Source organism: Clostridium tyrobutyricum DSM 2637 = ATCC 25755 = JCM 11008 (assembly GCF_000359585.1).
GTDB classification, from domain to species: domain Bacteria; phylum Bacillota; class Clostridia; order Clostridiales; family Clostridiaceae; genus Clostridium_B; species Clostridium_B tyrobutyricum.
Map to the genome: position 1 here is coordinate 1 of NZ_APMH01000045.1, position 17,713 is coordinate 17,713.

The 17,713-nt window shown below is 30.7% G+C and carries 14 protein-coding genes and 1 pseudogene; 2 read left to right on the top strand and 13 right to left on the bottom strand.

The genetic code is table 11. The annotated features are described in order from the left end of the window. Positions 1 to 86: pseudogene (locus J418_RS15760) on the top strand (IS200/IS605 family transposase); the annotation flags it as partial. An 89-nt stretch (positions 87 to 175) separates the two neighbouring features. Here the strand turns inward: J418_RS15760 and J418_RS0114520 are convergent. The 12 genes from J418_RS0114520 to nifH form a co-directional block, all read right to left on the bottom strand. Then, the gene (locus J418_RS0114520; protein ID WP_017895968.1) at positions 176 to 937 is read right to left on the bottom strand and encodes an acyl-[acyl-carrier-protein] thioesterase; all 762 of its coding nucleotides are present in this window, start codon (positions 935 to 937) and stop codon (positions 176 to 178) included. Positions 938 to 1,071: 134 nt separating this feature from the next. Then, a complete protein-coding gene (locus J418_RS0114525) occupies positions 1,072 to 2,358 on the bottom strand; it encodes an adenylosuccinate synthase (RefSeq protein WP_017751357.1) in 1,287 nt (428 codons plus the stop codon). A gap of 53 nt (positions 2,359 to 2,411) precedes the next feature. Then, complete coding sequence (locus J418_RS0114530) at positions 2,412 to 3,821, bottom strand: NAD(P)/FAD-dependent oxidoreductase (protein ID WP_017895969.1); 1,410 nt, start codon at positions 3,819 to 3,821, stop codon at positions 2,412 to 2,414. A gap of 175 nt (positions 3,822 to 3,996) precedes the next feature. Next, a complete protein-coding gene (locus J418_RS0114535) occupies positions 3,997 to 4,803 on the bottom strand; it encodes a homocitrate synthase (protein WP_017895970.1) in 807 nt (268 codons plus the stop codon). A 10-nt stretch (positions 4,804 to 4,813) separates the two neighbouring features. Then, a complete protein-coding gene (locus J418_RS0114540) occupies positions 4,814 to 5,875 on the bottom strand; it encodes a homocitrate synthase/isopropylmalate synthase family protein (protein WP_017895971.1) in 1,062 nt (353 codons plus the stop codon). 34 nt (positions 5,876 to 5,909) lie between these two features. Next, entirely contained in the window at positions 5,910 to 8,651 is a 2,742-nt protein-coding gene (nifB, locus tag J418_RS0114545; RefSeq protein ID WP_017895972.1) for a nitrogenase cofactor biosynthesis protein NifB, read from the bottom strand. Between the two features lie 23 nt (positions 8,652 to 8,674). Beyond that, entirely contained in the window at positions 8,675 to 10,009 is a 1,335-nt protein-coding gene (gene nifE, locus J418_RS0114550) for a nitrogenase iron-molybdenum cofactor biosynthesis protein NifE (protein WP_017751362.1), read from the bottom strand. Positions 10,010 to 10,081: 72 nt separating this feature from the next. Continuing rightward, positions 10,082 to 11,446 carry a nitrogenase molybdenum-iron protein subunit beta gene (nifK, locus tag J418_RS0114555; protein ID WP_017751363.1) on the bottom strand — a complete coding sequence of 455 codons (1,365 nt, stop codon included), beginning with the start codon at positions 11,444 to 11,446 and terminating at the stop codon, positions 10,082 to 10,084. Then, on the bottom strand, positions 11,446 to 13,071 hold the full coding sequence (nifD, locus tag J418_RS0114560) for a nitrogenase molybdenum-iron protein alpha chain (RefSeq protein ID WP_017751364.1): 1,626 nt from the start codon (positions 13,069 to 13,071) through the stop codon (positions 11,446 to 11,448). Before nifD ends, nifK begins: the two co-directional genes overlap by 1 nt. Positions 13,072 to 13,092: 21 nt before the next feature. Beyond that, a complete protein-coding gene (locus J418_RS0114565) occupies positions 13,093 to 13,485 on the bottom strand; it encodes a P-II family nitrogen regulator (protein ID WP_017751365.1) in 393 nt (130 codons plus the stop codon). 11 nt (positions 13,486 to 13,496) lie between these two features. Next, a complete protein-coding gene (locus J418_RS0114570; protein ID WP_017751366.1) occupies positions 13,497 to 13,823 on the bottom strand; it encodes a P-II family nitrogen regulator in 327 nt (108 codons plus the stop codon). A 143-nt stretch (positions 13,824 to 13,966) separates the two neighbouring features. Beyond that, entirely contained in the window at positions 13,967 to 14,788 is an 822-nt protein-coding gene (gene nifH, locus J418_RS0114575) for a nitrogenase iron protein (protein WP_017751367.1), read from the bottom strand. Positions 14,789 to 15,264: 476 nt separating this feature from the next. Between nifH and J418_RS0114580 the strand changes: the two genes are divergently transcribed. Then, positions 15,265 to 16,224 (top strand): substrate-binding domain-containing protein, encoded by a 960-nt coding sequence (locus J418_RS0114580; protein ID WP_017751368.1) that lies wholly within the window; start codon positions 15,265 to 15,267, stop codon positions 16,222 to 16,224. Between the two features lie 407 nt (positions 16,225 to 16,631). Here the strand turns inward: J418_RS0114580 and J418_RS0114585 are convergent, their stop codons facing one another. Beyond that, positions 16,632 to 17,681: a hypothetical protein gene (locus tag J418_RS0114585; RefSeq protein WP_026142671.1), complete on the bottom strand. Its 1,050-nt coding sequence runs from the start codon at positions 17,679 to 17,681 to the stop codon at positions 16,632 to 16,634. Positions 17,682 to 17,713: the final 32 nt, after the last annotated feature.

Consider the following 17,713-nt stretch of genomic DNA (forward strand, 5'->3'; position numbering starts at 1 on the left):
ATATAAAAAATCAACAAAAAGAAGATATGATCGCCGACCAAATAAGTATGAAAGAATATATGAACCCTTTTAAGGGTAGCAAGTAATATAAATTGCGGCTGGCGGGATCTTCAAAAAATGCCTTAAGGCATAATGCTGGTAATGTGCCCTTATAGGGCTTAAGAAAAACCACCAGCTAAGCTGGTGGATATTTATTTTTCCATACAGTTTTTATAACACACAGTTCCTTATCACTATTATCAGAAATCTTATGTAATCCTATATATCCACAATCTGTTTTTTGTACTTTAGTAGAAGACTTTACATTTTCTCCATAGACAGCTTCTTTTTTGTAAGTTATATTTAAGTTTTCCAATGAATAATTTAATACAATATCTATAGGTACAGTCTCTATTGCCCAATCTACATATTTAACATTATTTACATGATTATTGGTATCTATATCACTGTACCTTACATCAAAATGTCTTTCAAAATCAAACTTTTCAGGTAAACGTACATTTTCTATTATAAGTGGCTTATTATCTTTTTCAGTGAGACCATACATTTTATAAATATCTTCAGTTATCCTCTTGGCTCTCCTCTTGTTTATATCTATAAGAAGCCATACTGAATTAGCACTGCATATAACATCATTATTTTTATCAAAAACTTCAAAGGTTCTATAACCATAAAATTTTTTAAGAGAATAGGAACTTGTTCTTACTTTTATTCTTTCTCTAAACATAGGATATCTTTTAATTGTAATATCCCACTTGTACAATACCCAGGCTATGCCTTTATTTCTCATATAATCAAGTCCGCCACCTATATCTTCAGACTGCTTTGTAGCTACATCATCAAAATAGTTCATAAGACTAGTTATAAGTAATTGTTTCTTAAAATCTACTTCATAGTAATTAATTTCAAATTCTTTTTCCGAAACTACTTTATTCAAAATTTATTGCCTCCTTTTGAGGATTAATATACTCTGATTTTAACATGAAAATTTTTCACATACAATTATATATAATATAAAAACAACTATTAGCATTGTTACTGCTAATAGTTGTATAATCATGATATATTATTTTATATTTCAGATCTCTTTATAGTCTGGTCTCTTTCAGGGCCTACAGATACTATTGATACTTTGGTACCTGTAAATTCTTCTATCTTTCTTATATACTTTTTAGCATTCTCAGGGAATGAATTATAGTCCCTTGCATCTTTAATATTTTCATCCCATCCATCAAATTCCTCATATACAGGCTCACATTTTGCTAAATCTTCAAGACTTGCAGGTACATAATCTATAACTTTTCCATCGAGCTTATAACCAACACATGCCTTTATTTTATCAAGCCCACCCAAAGTATCAATTTTTGTAACTGCAAAACTTGTTAAACCTGAAATTCTGCTACTTGTCTTAAGTATTACCAGATCAATCCAGCCGCATCTTCTTGCTCTTCCTGTAGTAACACCATATTCATGACCCTGTTCTCTTATCCAGTTTCCTGTTTCATCATTCAACTCAGTTGGAAATGGTCCTTTTCCAACTCTTGTAGTATAAGCCTTTGCTATACCTACTGCTCCGTTTATCATGGTAGGTCCAATTCCTGATCCAATGCATACTCCTCCAGCAATCGTACTTGAAGACGTTACAAAAGGATATGTTCCATAGTCTATATCAAGCAAAGTACCTTGGGCTCCTTCAAAGAGTACATTTTTATTTGATTTTACGCAATCATATACTTCTACAGATATATCCCTGACAAAAGGAGCTAATTTTTCAGCATATACAGTATACTCATTATATATTGAATCGAAATTCAGCTTTTCTCCTCCATATACTTTACTTATTATTTCATTTTTTATTTCCAGATTATTCTTTAGATTATTATAAAATACTTCTTTATGCATCAAGTCACATACTCTTATACCGCTTCTTTCCATCTTGTCAGTATAACATGGTCCTATACCTTTTCCTGTAGTTCCTATATCATTCTTTCCCCTTGATTTCTCTTTAATACCATCCAGAACTTTATGATAAGGCATAATAAGGTGTGCCCTGTCGCTAATTATAAGGTTGTCTGCAGTTACATTAACTCCATTTTCTTTTAGATAATTTATTTCTTCAAAAAGTGCCTTTGGATCTAAAACTACACCATTACCTATTACATTCAATTTGTTTTTATACAATATTCCCGAAGGTATAAGATGAAGCTTATATTGTTTATCATCTACTTCAACAGTATGACCTGCATTATTACCTCCCTGAAATCTAACTACTACATCTGCTTCTTTGGCAAGATAATCTGTCATTTTACCCTTGCCTTCATCTCCCCATTGAGCTCCTAAAACAATAAACGCTGACATAAAATTTCCTCCTCGTTATTTACATATCATAATCCATAACAAAATTCAAAAGTCTATTCCTTTTTAGAAATATCTCTTGCCACAACTATTCCTGTAGTAGATGCCTGCATAAGTCCTCTTGTAATACCGGCACCATCTCCTATAGTGTATAAATTCTCTATTTTAGTTTCAAAATTATTATTAGTTGCGAATTTACTTGAATAAAATTTAACTTCTACACCGTAAAGGAGCGTATTTTTACTATAAAGACCAGGCGCTACTTTATCAAAAGCCTTGATTGACTCAACTATGGATGTTAAATGCCTTTGGGGCAGTACAAAACTCAAATCCCCAGGTACTGCAGACTTTAATGTTGGTATTGTCGTTGATTTTTTAAGCCTTGAATAGTTTGTTCTTCTCCCTTTCAATAAATCTCCAAGCCTTTGAACCATTATTCCTCCACCAGTTAGCATGTTACCAAGTTCTGCAATATATTTTCCATAAGCTATTGGTCTATCAAAAGGTTCCGTAAATGATGTTGAAACAAGCATCGCAAAGTTCGTATTGTCTGTTCTTAATTTTTTTTCCGAATAACTGTGACCATTTACAACAGCTATACTTCCATCATCGTAATGTTCTTCTGAAACTACTCCACCTGGATTCATGCAAAAAGTTCTAACTTTATTGTCAAAGGTATCTGAATAATATACTAATTTAGCTTCATATAGATCCTTTGTAAGATGATCCATTATAGAATTGGGTACTTCAACTCTAACTCCAATATCAACGGCGTTATTTACAGTTTTTAAGTTGAGTTTTTTAGACTCAGAAGCCCACCATTCTGCTCCCCCTCTTCCGGGAGCAACAACTACATACTTTGCTTCGATGTATTGAGCTTCACCTTTTTTTTCAACCTTTACACCTTTTACTTTTCCATCTTTTTCAATAATCTTCTGAACGTTTGTAAGCTCACTAAACTCTGTATTTGTATTTTCAATAAGATGATAGTACATCTTTTTAAGTACATCATAGGCAAATTCTGTTCCCAAATGTCTTACAGGACATTCCACAAGCCTTATATTATATTTACTTGATTCGTATTTTATTTTATCGATTTTTTCACTATTTAATCCATAAACAGTCTTATTTGCCCCAAAACTTAAATATATATCATCACAATATTTTATTAATTCTTTACACTCTTCTTCTGAGAAGTATTCTAAAATCCTTCCACCAACTTCTGGACTTAGGGAAAGCTTTCCATCAGAAAAAGCCCCTGCTCCTGACCAACCGAAAGTTATAGCACAAGGATTACATTTTAAACATTTTCCAGTTATTCTTTCTGGACATTTTCTATTCTCTATATTTCTACCTTTATCTACTATAAGTACATTTAGATTACTATTTAATTTTGTAATCTCTAAAGCGGTAAATATACCAGCAGGACCCGCGCCAACTATTATAATATCATATTTTTCCTTCAAAACGCATCCCTCCTTCATTATGGTATCAGAACTCAACATTTGAGTCAATAAAAATACGAATGTTTTTTGAAAAATAATTATTAAAATTCGTAATATTGGGGCGCATTATTTACACTACATAAATAATGCTGTAGATCACATTCCATCTACAGCATTATTTTCTAATTGAATTGTATTATGCATAATTAATTATTTCCCTAATTTGTTGTTCCATACCTACTAAATTATCAAAACTTCTATTAGAGGCCTTCTCTCCAGTTACTCCATCTAATATTTTTACAAATTTTAAGAAATCACAATTGCCAGCACGTTCGCCAATACCTGTAACAGTGCAGTTCACATATTTGGCTCCCGCTTCAATGGCTCCTAAAGAATTTGCAAGTGCCATTCCAAAATCATTATGTGCATGAATTTCTATTTCTAATGGAACCTCCTGAATCAATTTTTTTAGATGATAGAAAATTTTTCTTGGATATAAGATTCCAACTGTATCTGCATATCTAACTCTCTTTACTCCCATTTCAGACACAGTTATACATAATTCAATCAAAAAATTTATATCAGCTCTACTGGCATCCTCCAACCCTATGGTTACCTCATAGCCTTTATCTAATGTATATGCAATACATTTCCTTGCATTATTTATAACCCAATCTCTATCCTTTCTTAATTTTGATTTAATCTGTAAATCGGATGAAGGAATGGATATATGAACTATGTCTACACCACAATCCATAGAATCATCTATATCTTGAATATTCATTCTATTCCATGATGATATTTTACTATTTAGCCCAAGATTCATTATCTTTTTAATGCTCTCTTTTTCTTCTCCATCCATAGCTGCCACTCCAGCTTCTATCTGACCAACTCCCATTTTGTCTAAAATTTTAGCAATTTTAACTTTTTGATCCATATCTAAAGCTATACAGGCTTTCTGTTCACCATCTCTCAATGTAGTATCTACAATATTGATATCCATTTATATCACCTCATCTCAAACAGGTATCCTTAAAATCATTATAAATTTGAACTAATTCTTTATCCAATATATTCCGCTTAAATCTAATACTAGTTTCTCTTACTTTATTTAAAAATTTATTTATATCCAGTTCATTACAATCTATATTAAGAGAATTAAGCCTCAATACTACTGCCTTTTTTCCCGAGTGTTTTCCAATATATATAGTCCTTTTGGATCCAATATCATCTGGATTATAAGGTTCATAGGTATGTGTATTCTTTTCTATTCCATCTACATGTATACCAGATTCACATTTAAAAATATCTTCTCCTATTACCGGCTTCATACAATATATTTTTTGACTAGTTAATTGTGTATATATTTTAGTCAGTTCTTGTATATACCTTAAATCCCCGGATACTATAGCTTGTTTTACAACCTTGATCCCTAATAAAACTTCTTCTAAAGAAGCAAGTCCATAAATTTCTCCATTAAAAGCTGCTGTAACAAAATCAGTGTCATCATTCAAGGCTTCTATACTTATTGCGGTAGCCATATAAAATTTATCGTCTGCACAAAAACCTACATTTGCAGAAAATCTATCCTTTATCTGTTGAATCATTTTGCCCCACCCTGATAAATCATACTTTACAACATTCTTTATTCTTACAAAATCTATATTCAATTTACTAAATAATTTATTATCTGAATCACCAATTAATTTATCCAAAATTTTTATATCTACTTCAAGTATTATCTTTCTACCTTTTAATTTATCTAAAGTATCATTATTTAAAGAAAAAATTTTTTTATAATCTAAAATTACATATTTAAAATTACATATATAGTTATCTAAAAAATATATATGTGATATATCGTCCACTCTATATATATAATGTAATTTTTCAGGAAGAACTTTAATCTTATCCAAAGTGAATTTATTAACTTCAATTAAATCCACTCCCACTTTTTCCAACAACATCAAGAATTTTTCTAAGTCAATTTCATCAACTTTTTCTAATCTTTTCATTATTTCAGGTAAAGTTCTATCTATAATAAATTTTTTATTATTTTTTATTATAATGGACATATATATCACCTTCTTAATTTTAATTTTAAAACTATTATTTTATATTTATCTTTTCTTGTAACAACTCAGTTTCTTCTAATATTTTAGCAGCTCTATTGATACCCTTATTTATGGAATCATACATTTCAATAACCTTAATTCCATTTGCTTTTAGCTTTTCTGTAGGTTCAATTCCAGCTCTAAGTACAATTACAGCATTACAATCACCTATTGCTTTAATTGTTTTTGAAATCTTGTCTTCATGTTCATCGCATTCAACTATTCCTGTACAATATTTATCCACATTTCTCTTTTCCAAAAGTCTTATTGTTCCTTCTTCATATGAATAAATATAGAATTCATTAGCATGTCCAAAATGTTGATCTATATTAACGCCTGATTTTGTAGAAATAGCAAATTTATATTTTTTACCTTTTATAATTTCTTTTTCAGGCTCATTTTTGTCTTTTTTATTAATCGCCATTACCCCACAGTGTCCACAACCTATATTTCTAAAATTTATGGAACGATCTTCACCTAAAGTGCCTATTGCATCTGCTCTGCATTGTTTACAATGATACATTTGTTTCATGTCTATTTCACATTCTTTTCTCATTGAATTTAATTCTACATTTGAAATCAATGGCAGATCCTCAAATTTACTTCCTTGAACTGGTATCATCTGCATTATATTTGTTATATAAGCTCCACACTCTTTAACTTTTTTAACAACACTTTTTATATGTTTGTCATTTATCCCTTTTAACATAACCATATTAACTTTACATATTATCCCTTTCGAACATAAATATCTGATTCCATTTAGTTGATTATTTAGAAGTATTTCTGCACCTTCTTCTCCCGTATATTTATGCCCCAAATAATTAACTTCTCTATATATTTTAGCTCCTATTTTTTTATCTATAGCATTCATGGTCACTGTAACATGAGATACTCCAAGTTCTATGAGCTGGTTTGCATAAAATGGAAGCATAAGTCCATTTGTTGATAAACAAAATGTAGTTTCAGGAGATTCTTTTCTTATAAGTTCAAGAGATTTTTTCACTTCGTCAAAATTAGCTAAAGCATCTCCGGGACCAGCTATACCTACAACAGTTAAATTTTTTATTTTACTTTTGACAAATTTGAATTTTTCAAGTGCCTGCTCAGGTGTTAAAACCTTGCTTGTAACTCCAGGCCTACTCTCATTTGCACAATCATATTTTCTACTACAGTAGTTACAACTTATATTACATTTAGGTGCTACAGGGATATGCATTCTTGCAAATTTATGCGCATTATCTCCAAAACAGGGATGAGTACAGGTTTTATCAGCATTTGATTTTAGTATATGATTTTTTTCTACATCTTCTATTTTTATATCTTTTTTAATTTCCATCTTATCACCCTTCCTCATTTCCATAATTGGAATATAGTAATCTTTATATGCTTTTTCTCTATAAGTACTCTGTGTTATATCGAGCATAGCATTTGCTACACTGTCTATTAAAAATGAAGCTCCATTATATCCTGTTAGTATCTGTCTTTGACCTCCAACTCTATCATGAATAGGAAATCCTATTCTCACCATCTTTATTCCAAGTTTTTTAGCCATTCTTCTTCCATCGGAATTTCCTATAAGTAAATTTATCTTTAATTTTCTCGCATAATTCTCCATAGTTCCAAAATCAGTATCATCTAAAACAATAGAATCTTCTTTTTGACTTTTAAGTTCATCCTTAAGTTTTTCCCTCAAATCAGGATTTTTTGATCCCATACCAATCATTTTAATAAGTATTCCATTTTCCAGGCATAATCTTGCAGTAGCGTATACAAGTTCAGGTTCACCATATAAAATTATTCTAGCTTCACCTGTATATTTATGATTATCTATCATAGCATCCAAATATCTTCCTCTTCGTACCAAATAATCATAAGGTATGGAAAATCCCATTGTCTTTGATATCAAAGACATAAATTGATTTGTATTTCTAAGCCCTATTGGTATAGGACATTTATAGAGTGGAACTCCAAATTCATCCCTTAAATACACTCCTGGAGAATTTTCATCAGATATTGTAACACCCATTTCAATTGTAGCTACAGCACCTGACATCTTCTTTATATCCTCTAATTTTGTTCCACCTTTTGGAATTCTTCTATACTTTTCATTATGTGCAGAATCAAGAGTATTAGATACATCTGGTAATAGAGTATACCCTATTTTAAAATCATCAAGTATACTTTTTATATTTCTTACATCTCCCGGATTTAAATTTCCGCATATTATATTTAATTTTCCTGTATTTTCAGATTTTTCACAAATTTGTTCTACAATTTTTCTCAATACTACATAATATCCTTCTGCCTGTGTGGCACCATATCCTGGAGTAGGTGCAGTTATTATCTTTATATTTTTTATATCTTTATTATCTTTTTCTTCTTCATAAAATTCTTCAATTATTCTCTTTGTATCTTCTCCTATAGTTTCTGCCAAACAAGTAGTAAGAACTCCTATACTAGTTGGATTATACATTTTAATCATATTACGAAGACCTTTTTTTAAATTTTTGGAACCACCGTATACAGTACCTTGTTCAGTAAGAGCAGATGATGCTATATCCACAGGCTCATTATAGTGCGTAGCCATGTGTCTTCTAATGTAAGTACTGCAACCTTGAGATCCATGTAAAATCACCATATTGTTTTCTATACCCTTAAAAGCCATAACCCCACCCATTGGCATACACATTTTACATGGATTGTTATCCACATTTACAAGTTTTTTATTACTCATATTCAATCATCTCCTCAAAATTTTTATACATAAGACCAAACAGGACTATTTACAGTTAGATCTATCTCCTTTGCAAAATTTACTGCTCCACCAAATCCGGCTAATATATGTTTTCTTTCATGATTGTGGTCACAGAATGCAACACCAAGTTTATATGCCAAAGGTCTTTCTTTAACTCCTCCTACTAATATATCTGCTCCTTTTTCAAGCATAAACTTTTCAAGTTCATAAGGATTTGCATCATCTAATATTACAGTTCCCTCATTTGTTATCTGTCTGATTATTTCATAATCTTCAGGTTTTCCCGTTTGAGTTCCTACCATAACAGTTTCTATTCCAAGATCTTTAAACTGTTTTATAAGAGATATTGCTTTATATCCTCCGCCTACATATATAGCTGCTTTCTTACCTTCCAGTCTGCTTCTATAATAATCCATTTCTGGTTTTATTCTTTCTTGCTCTGATTCTATAAGTTCTTCTGCTCTCTTTACAGTTTCACCATCTCCTAAAAGACTTGCTACTTGAATCAGTGAATTTATACTATCTTCTATACCTACAAAGCTTGTTTTTATAAATGGAATATCATAAGTTTCTTCCATTCTGTTTGCTAAATATCCCATAGAACCTGCACATTGAACTATATTCAATTTAGCCTCTGGAGCTTTTATTATTTCATCATACTTTCCATCACCTGTAAGTTTAGAAACTATATCAATACCTATTCTCTTCAAATAATTTTCAACTACCCAAACTTCGCCAGCCAGATTGAAATCTCCAAGATAATTAATTCCATTAACCTTTTTTGTGCTTTTGTTTTCACCTATAAGTTTTATTATTGCATCACATGCAGCTCTATAACCCATGGCTTTACTTCCTGAAAATCCAGGAGATTTTACTGATATTACTCTTATATGGTATTTTTCTTCCGCCATTTTACAAACTGAGTCTATATCATCACCAATAACACCAACTATACATGTTGCATATATAAATATGACTTTAGGATGATATTTCTCTACAATTTCATCAACAGCCGCTCTTAATTTTTTTTCTCCACCAAATATAACATCTGTTTCACTTAAATCTGTAGAAAAACTATTTCTAAACAATTCAGAACCGCTGGTTAGACTTCCCCTTAAGTCCCATGTGTAAGCTGCACATCCTATAGGACCATGTATTAAATGAAAGGCATCCGTTATAGGATTTAGAACTACTCTAGCACCACAATATACACATGCTCTCTGGCTTACTGCTCCAGATACACTATTTTCTTCACATCTAAGTTTACTTTTTTTATTTTTAGAGTTATAACAGACAAAGTCTTTTCTATCTTCTATAATTTCAGTTCTATTCTCCATAAACTCCCCTCCAAAAGTTTTATTTAAAATGAATTCAGGATGATATTCATCCTGAATTCAAAAGGTTAAATGCTATCTTACAACTTCAAAATCTTCTTCAGCGCACTCTCTTTCTACCTTGTCCAACATAACATTACACATTGATTCAACTAATTTTATTGCACCAGAGTATCCAACCTTTGGAGTATACTGATGCCCATATCTATCCATTATAGGAAATCCAAATCTAACAAATGGTATATCCTCTTCTCTAGCAATATACTTTCCATAAGTATTTGCTATCAATAGATCTACTCCTTCATTTTTTATAAGCTGATGTAATTCAAATAAATCAGTGTTAGCCTTAACAACACTTCCTTCTATTCCAGCGGCATCCAACATAGCATTAATTTGTTTCTCAAATACTTTTCCTGGAGTACCAGTTATTACATATCTAGGTATCATACCTAAAGCAATAGTAAACTGGGTAAGAGCAATAATTACATCTGGGTCACCAGCTATAGCCACCTTTTTACCATTGAAATACTGGGAACTATCAAGCATTAAATCTAGAAGCTGACCTCTCTCTTCTTCAAGTTCCTCCGGTACTTCCTTACCAGTCAATTTAACCAATGTCATAAGTAAATCATCCATAGCATCAATTCCAATAGGAGTGTTTAATGTTTTAAAAGGAACTTTACATTTAGTTTCTAGTTTTTTAGCTCCAGCTTCTGAAGCATAGCTTCCAAAAGCAATAGTAGTATCTGAATTTCCTGCATCTACTATATCTTCGATTTTGGCTCCACCTTTAGGAAATATCTTATAATCCCCTGTATTTGGAACATCAAATACTCCATTTGTATCCGGGAATATTATATATGGAATATCCATAAGCTTAAATATTCTCTTCATTTCTTTCATATCGGATGGTTCTACAAATCCAGGTATTATATTGATTTTTCCATTTTTCTTTCCGCTATTTTCTGAAAGATAGCTAACCATACTTTCTACCATATTTGAGAATCCAGTAACATGTGATCCAACATAACTTGGTGTATTAGTATGAATAACAAGCTTTCCTTCTGGTATTTCCATATCTCTTATATAAGTAGGTAAATCATCTCCTAAAGTTTCAGATAAACAAGTGGTATGAATAGCTATTATATCTGGATTATACATTGCAAATATATTCTTAACAGCTGTCTTTACATTAGCTCCGCCTCCAAATACACTGGTACCTTCAGTAAATGAACTTGATGAAGCCATTGCTGGTTCCTTAAAATGCCTTGACAGTACTGTCCTGTGATAAGAACAGCATCCTTGTGAACCATGACTGTGTGGAAGACAATTATGGATACCAAAAGCGGCATACATAGCTCCAACTGGTTGACAGGTTTTAGCTGGATTTATCCTTAAAGCTTTTCTTTCTACTAATTCTTTTGGTGTTGCATCTAACATTATCTTTCACCTCCTGCAGCTATTTCTTCTTCTACTTTTCCATCTAATAATGGTTGCTTTTTCCATGGCGGAGTTAGATACTTCCATGCTGGTGTATAAACTCCTCTTGCAAGTTCTCTTGCAAATATAACTGCTCCTTTAAATCCTGCATATGGACCTGTGTAATCATAGGAATGAAGCTGTCTTGATAAAACTCCCATTTTTTCAATAACATATTTTTCTTTTACTCCTGTCAAGAACATATCAGGATGTAATTCTTTTATAAATTTCTCCAATTCATGTCCATTTATATCATCTATCATCAATGTATCGTCTTCCATTTCAGCTACAAGTCCAGTATAGCCATCTAGCTGAACACCTTCTGCTTTAAGGGCTTCTGCTCTATCTTTTGGCAATATAACACGATATTTTTCTTCATCTTTAGTAACAGTTATTTCAGGAATATTTTTACTATCTGCATCAACTTTTATCGTTGGAATGACACTGCTTCCTTCATAATCATCACGATGTCCAAATTCATGACCTGCAAGAATTGTTTTTACTCCAAGGTCTTTAAGTAATTCCTGATATGTCTGGGCTCTTAATCCGCCAACATATAAACAAGCTGTTTTTCCTTCGAGTTTTTCTCTATAATACTGTATATCAGCTTCAATTGCACCAATTTCCTCGGCGATAACTTCTTCTGTTCTTTTATACAATTCTGGTTCATCAAAAACCTTGGCTAAATCTCTTAAAGTCCTGGCTGTTGCCTCTACTCCTATAAAGTTGGCCTTAATCCATGGAATTCCATATTTAGTTTCCATCATACCTGCTATATAGTTGATTGATCTATAACACTGTACCAAATTTACGTCTGCCTGATATGCATTTTGTATATCTTCATAACTTGCATCACCAGTAAGAGTAGCTACAACATTATAACCTATCTTTTTAAGTACTCTATCAATTTCCCATGAATCTCCACCAATGTTATACTCCCCCAGTACATTTACTGAGTGCTGCTTATGCTTATGTGTTCCAGTTCCGATTATATCGCTCATAACAGTATTATTTGCTATATGATGACCTGCTGATTGAGTTACTCCTTTGTAGCCTTCACAACTAAAAGCAAGTACCGGTATACCATATTTCTTCTGTGATGCAGATGCAACTGCCTGTATATCATCACCTATAAGGCCAACAGGGCAAGTTGCATATATTCCTACAGCTTTTGGATGAAAAATTTCAACTGCTTCATCTATAGCTTTCTGTAATTTACCTACACCACCAAAAACTATATTTTGTTCCTGCATATCAGTACCAAAAACATATTCATTAAAATTTTGTCCGCCCTCACTAGCTTTTGATTTAAATCTTCTACCACCCCAAGTGTAGAAGGAACATCCTACTGGTCCATGAGTTATATGAACCATATCTTTTATAGGACCCATAACAACACCTTTACATCCAGCATAACAACAACCTCTAGCAGTAATTACACCTGGTATAGTTCTTATATTGGCTGCAATAACAGGATTGGAATCTTCTTTTGTCTTTACAACCATATGCTTTTTTCTTTTCTTATAAGTTTTAGACGGATATGGCTCCAAAACTTCATCTATAATCTGACTCCATTCTTTTTTCATAAAATCATCCTTTCATAAAAATTAAATAGCCGCATCTCCAATTTCTTCTGTTCTTATCCTTATTGAATCAGTAACTGGTATTACAAAAATTTTCCCGTCTCCAGGATTTCCCGTTCTATTTGTTTCTATTATAGTATCCACGATCTTTTTTACATCTTCATCTTTTGATAATATAATAACTAATCTTTTAGAAATAAGTCTGTGTACTTCAGATATCTGTTCTGCAATTTTTTTATCTTGTATAGCTGATATGTCTTCCCCTGTCATATAATCTTTAATTAAAGAAAAATCAATCTTTTTCTTGCCACGTCCAAGAACTCTTTTACATGTTATAGAAGGAAATCCAATTTCAGCAAGAGCCTCTTTAGTCTTACCTATCATGTCCATTCTAATAATAGCCATAATTTCTTTCATGTTAGACCCTCCTATAATTTATTTGCTCCTGAACTTATCGTATATGCTTCTTCTACAGGAGTTATAAATATTTTTCCATCTCCAAATGCTCCCTTGGTTCCAGTTTTCGCATTTTTGGTAATTATTTTTACTATGTCATCTTTATCCTCATCTCTTATTACTACTAAAAGCATCTGTTTTGGAATTTCATCATAAAATATATCTCCTACTTTTACACCTCTCTGTTTACCTCTGCCCACTACATCAAGTTTAGTAACTGCTGGAAATCCTGCATCACATAATTCAGAAAGAACAGTAGCTGTTTTATCTGGTCTTATAATAGCCTTTATCATCAACATATTGCACATTCCCCTTTTCTGTGTTAAAATATATCAGGTTAGAATTTAGCCCATTCTAACATTATTTGTGAATCTCCTACCTATATATTTATGGTAAGAGATTCAATGCCTTATTCCTTACATAAATATTTTCATTAATATAATTAAGCATCCATAAGACCATGTTCCATTAATATGGCTTCTAACTCCTCTTGAGCCATAGGTTTTGGTACTACAAACATATCATTTCCATCTATAGCCTTAGCTAATGCCCTATATTCATCTGCCTGTTTAGCTTTTGGATCATATTGTATAACAGTCTGTTTATTTATTTCTGCCTTTGTAACCTCTGGACTTCTTGGTACAAAGTATATTAACTGACTGCCTAATTTTTTAGCAAATGAATCAAGTAATTCATATTCATTGTCAACCTTTCTGCTGTTACATATAATACCACCTAATCTAACTCCACCTGAGCTAGCAAATTTGTATATACCTTTTGATATATTGTTTGCTGCATACATTGCCATCATTTCTCCGCTGGCTACTATATATATCTCCTGGGCTTTACCTTCACGTATTGGCATAGCAAAACCACCACAAACAACATCACCTAATACATCATAGAAAACATAATCCAAGTCATCAGTATAAGCTCCTAATTGTTCCAGCATATTAATTGAAGTAATTATACCTCTTCCTGCACATCCGACTCCAGGTTCTGGACCACCTGATTCAACACATTTTATGTTGCCATATCCTGCTTTTAATATTGAATCTAGATCTACATCGTCTCCTTCTTCTCTTAGTGTATCCAGAACTGTCTTTTGAGCTAGTCCACCTAAAAGTAATCTTGTTGAGTCTGCTTTTGGATCGCAACCTACCACCATTATGTGTTTACCCATTTCAGCCAATCCTGAAGTAAGATTTTGTGTTGTTGTAGATTTTCCAATTCCACCTTTTCCATAAATAGCTACTTGTCTCATTTTTCATTCTCCTTTTACTATAAATTTTAGTATTTAATAATTTGCTAAAAATTATGTGTTTAATAATTTATAACAAAATATATCACATATTATTCAAAAAGACAATACTCAAATTAACGATTTATCAAGAACTATTTTTATGATAACCTTATCAGCAGAATGTCTCACATAAATATTAATCCATTAATTTATACTTTATGGATACCATTTATTTATTCATATTATTTTATATATATTTACACATAAATAAAAAAATGGTTTTACCTATGTTTTATTATGTTTTATAATTTTATAAATAAATTTTAAAATATAATTATATTTATAAAAATTTCAATAAAATTTTTATTGAACAATTTAAATTATAAATAAATTTGTATTTTTAATAAATATGTATTAAAATCATTAATAATATCATAATGGTATATGATATTATTAAATAATTAATTTTATTATATACTTATGAGAGGAGATATTATATGTTAGAAAATACAGTTTTAACTCCACAAGAAGTCGCTGAAATGTTAAAAATAGCAAAAAACACAGTCTATGAACTAATTAAAAGAGGCGAATTAAATGGATACAAAGTCGGGAAAAAAATTAGAGTAGATTTAAAAGATGTTGAAATATATAAAAATAAAACAAAAAATAATAGCACCGACAATTTTAATTCTGTGAAAAATGATAAATTAGCATCTTTAAATATTTTTGATCCACAAAATAACAGTAACAGCAGTGAATTAGTAATCTGCGGACAAGATGTACTTCTTGACATATTATCACGTTATATAGAATTTCATTCACCCGGTATTAGAACTTTTAGATCCTATGTAGGAAGTTATAATGGTTTGCTTGCATTATATCTTGGTAAAGTTCAAGTGGCTACTTCCCATTTATGGGATGGTGATACAAATCAATATAATATACCTTTTGTAAGAAGATTAGTTCCCGGTATCCCTACTGTAATAATTCATTTAGCCTGTAGAATGGAAGGTTTTTATGTTCAAAAAGGAAATCCTAAAAATATTAAGACATGGGAAGATTTAAAAAGACCAGATATAAGCATAATAAATAGAGAAAAAGGTTGTGGAGTCAGAATTCTTTTAGATGAACACTTACGATTACTTAACATTGAAGGCACTAATATAAGTGGTTATAATAGAGAATGTTTCTCGCATCTTGCAGCGGCAAGTAATGTTGCCAGAGGTGGTGCAGATGCAGCTATAGGAAATGAAAAAACTAGTCTGCAAGTAAAAAATATAGATTTTATACCCCTTCAGAAAGAAAGATATGAATTAGTGTTAAAAAAAGAGGATTTAAATAAACCTCTTTTTAAATCAATAATAAATATATTACGCTCGGACGAATTTAAATCTGAACTTTTAGGAATTGGTGGATATGATCTCACTGAAACAGGAAATATTATAGCTGAGCTATAGCTAAAAATCACAGTTAATATTAACTGTGATTTTTTTATTTTATTATTGTATTTAATTGTTATTATTTTAACTGTTCTCAGTTAACTAAATCGAATAAATATATTCTTCATATTTCAAATATAAGCATATAAAATATATTTATAATGTATTTATATGTATAAGACAAAAATTCTCTTACAATCCAAATACGCTCAAAATAAATAACATATAAAAATTTTTATAACTAAATCTGTAAAATTTGCCTATATATTAAATTATCCTTTAGTAATATATGATAATACTCATAACTATATTTCACATCAGTACTAATAATTATAACTTGAATTATTTTATTGATCGTTTTTATAATAGTATAATATATTTTTAAAATATAATTATTTAACAATTACTGGTTATGAATTTAACAATTAACTTTTATTATTTACATACTTTTTTACCTGAGAATATTTATAATCTATATCCCACTGTTTATACATAACATCCTTACGATGATTTTCTAAATTATAATTTTTTTTCAAATAGTCCCCAAAATCCATTGTAACCTTACTGGCACCCCATATATTTACATGCCCTGAATTATTCATTTCATTCTTAAAATCAAACTTTATTTCATCCAACATGTCATTATAATTAATAAATGGAATATTATTCTGATTCGCAATTTCAGATACTTTTTTAAATAGTTGAGGCTGTTGTTTAGACCAATCATTCGAATTGCCCTCAGAATTATAATCAAATGGAGTATTTAACAAAATTAATTTCAAATTATTGTCCTTACATAATTTTATAATTTTATTTAGATAAATTAAGGATTTAGGTGGAAGAGCTACAGTACTATAAATTTTTTTTAGTTTCACATTTTCAGTAGAATTGTTCTTTCCATATCTATTAGTACCAGCCTCAAATCCTTTTGCATAATAATTTTCATCACTGCTATAATTAAAATCTTTTTTTGTAAGCTCTTTCCATCTATTATGATATTTCAAAATAGGTAACAAATAACTTAATCTATCTTCAAAAGGAATGCAATTTTGTATTGTTTCTAATTTATTTATAGAAAATTTCATATTATCAACAGCATTACTTATATATCCTTTATCACCATATTCAGCAGTTCTAGCTAAATAATATGCATCAACTACTGCGATAGAAACTTTATGTTTCTTTAAAATTTCTTTTAACATATAATAAGTAACATCTATAGATTGACCACCTGTTGCATAGTTAAAACTTGTTATACCATAATTATGCCATAATACATTCGGATCTATGCCACCATTCATATGACTTCCACCCATTAAAACTACATCATATGAATTTCCAGTATGATTGTACAATCCTTCAATTAATTTACCACGATGGCTGGTTTTTAATATAAATGCTGGTGTAATAATATTAATAATTATCAATAAAAAAGTTATAAAAACAACACCCTTTATAACTGCCTTTTTAATCACACATATTCCTCCTTGTATAATGTGGTTATAAC

Excerpts from the sequence above, each read along its gene's own strand:
- J418_RS0114525 (WP_017751357.1), bottom strand. The coding sequence starts at position 2,358 with ATGTCAGCGTTTATTGTTTTAGGAGCTCAATGGGGAGATGAAGGCAAG.
- J418_RS0114535 (WP_017895970.1), bottom strand. The coding sequence starts at position 4,803 with ATGGATATCAATATTGTAGATACTACATTGAGAGATGGTGAACAGAAA.
- J418_RS0114540 (WP_017895971.1), bottom strand. The coding sequence starts at position 5,875 with ATGTCCATTATAATAAAAAATAATAAAAAATTTATTATAGATAGAACT.
- nifB (WP_017895972.1), bottom strand. The coding sequence starts at position 8,651 with ATGAGTAATAAAAAACTTGTAAATGTGGATAACAATCCATGTAAAATG.
- nifE (WP_017751362.1), bottom strand. The coding sequence starts at position 10,009 with ATGGAGAATAGAACTGAAATTATAGAAGATAGAAAAGACTTTGTCTGT.
- nifK (WP_017751363.1), bottom strand. The coding sequence starts at position 11,446 with ATGTTAGATGCAACACCAAAAGAATTAGTAGAAAGAAAAGCTTTAAGG.
- nifD (WP_017751364.1), bottom strand. The coding sequence starts at position 13,071 with ATGAAAAAAGAATGGAGTCAGATTATAGATGAAGTTTTGGAGCCATAT.
- J418_RS0114565 (WP_017751365.1), bottom strand. The coding sequence starts at position 13,485 with ATGAAAGAAATTATGGCTATTATTAGAATGGACATGATAGGTAAGACT.
- J418_RS0114570 (WP_017751366.1), bottom strand. The coding sequence starts at position 13,823 with ATGTTGATGATAAAGGCTATTATAAGACCAGATAAAACAGCTACTGTT.
- nifH (WP_017751367.1), bottom strand. The coding sequence starts at position 14,788 with ATGAGACAAGTAGCTATTTATGGAAAAGGTGGAATTGGAAAATCTACA.
- J418_RS0114580 (WP_017751368.1), top strand. The coding sequence starts at position 15,265 with ATGTTAGAAAATACAGTTTTAACTCCACAAGAAGTCGCTGAAATGTTA.